We start from the raw sequence: 1,407 nt of genomic DNA on the forward strand, positions 1-1,407 counted from the left end.
GCAGCTGAACGGCATTTTTTATTTTAGGGAAGGATTGGTTGTAAACGCTGCGCTGAGATGTTAACTTTTGGCGTGATGCTGACCGACCACCTGACCTTCATGCTGGATGCCGGACCGACCGACCTGAGCCGGTTGGCGGAGCATCTGCCGCATGCATGGATCGAGCAAGCCGTCGAAGCGACCGGCACGGCGAGCATTCGCCGCCGCCGGTTGCCCGCCGAACAGGTGGTCTGGCTGGTGATTGCGCTGGCGATCTATCGTCATTGGTCGATCAGTGAAGTGGTGGACAGCCTTGAGCTGGTGTTGCCCAACGAGGCCACCTTCGTCAGCAAGAGCGCCGTTACCCAAGCCCGGCAACGCTTAGGCCAAGCCCCGATAGCTTGGCTGTTCGAGCAAACCGCGCAGGCATGGTGCAAGCATGACGCTGTTCGTCATGGCTTCAAAGGCCTCAGTCTATGGGCCATGGATGGCACCACGCTACGCACGCCGGATAGCGCCGCGAATCGGGAACATTTTGGGGCCCAAAGCTACGCGAGCGGCAAGGTGGCGAGCTACCCACAAGTGCGGGCTGTCACGCTGACCTCGATCCCGACGCATCTCGTGGCGAACATCGCGTTTGGCCGCTACGACACCAACGAGATGATCTACGCCAAGAATCTGCTGGCGCAGATTCCCGACCATTCGCTCACGGTCTTCGACAAAGGCTTCCTGGCAGCCGAGATCCTGTGCGGCCTGAGCTCGGGCGAACGCAATCGCCACTTCCTCATTCCGGCAAAGTCCAATACGCGTTGGGAGGTGCTGTCCGGCAGACCGGACGATGCACTGGTACGCATGCGCGTCTCGCCTCAGGCTCGGCAGAAATGCCCCGATCTGCCGGAGTGGTGGACGGCACGTGCGGTGCGCATTCAGGATGCACAGGGGCGGCAGCGAGTACTGCTGACGTCCTTGACCGATCGGCGCCGCTTCAAGTTGGCCGACCTGGTGGCTTGCTACGAGCGGCGCTGGCAGATCGAAACCAGCTACCGTGAACTGAAGCAGTCCATGCTGGGTAGCGAACTGACGCTACGCAGCCGAACCGTCGAGGGCATCTATCAAGAGATCTGGGGCGCCTTGATCGCCTACAACCTGATTCGTCGAGAAATGGCCTGCGCCGCCTTTGAAGCCAAGTGCGAGCCGACCGAATTGAGCTTCGTTCGCTCGTTCCATCTGATTCAGCACGAGATGATGTGGGCTGCGCGAACGCCTGCCTTCGCCAAGTTGCCCGCCGTCCTCAAGCGACTTCGCGAGCACCTCAAGTTGCTCATCAACGTAAAACGGCCCGATCGCAAATGCGATCGGGCCGTCAAGTCCCGTCCCGCTCGTTACGCTGTCCGGTTCCTCAGAAAGAACCTTAACTGAACGGCATTA

Annotated in this window: 1 protein-coding gene; it reads left to right on the forward strand. The window is 60.2% G+C overall.

Annotated features, from left to right (window positions below; all coding sequences use genetic code 11):
• Window positions 1-75: 75 nt before the first annotated feature.
• The gene (locus WS75_RS23650) at window positions 76-1,398 is read left to right on the forward strand and encodes an IS4 family transposase (protein WP_059683760.1); all 1,323 of its coding nucleotides are present in this window, start codon (window positions 76-78) and stop codon (window positions 1,396-1,398) included.
• The last annotated feature ends 9 nt before the right edge of the window (window positions 1,399-1,407 follow it).

Origin of the sequence: Burkholderia sp. FL-7-2-10-S1-D7 (assembly GCF_001524185.1) — a bacterium.
GTDB classification, from domain to species: Bacteria; Pseudomonadota; Gammaproteobacteria; order Burkholderiales; family Burkholderiaceae; genus Burkholderia; species Burkholderia diffusa.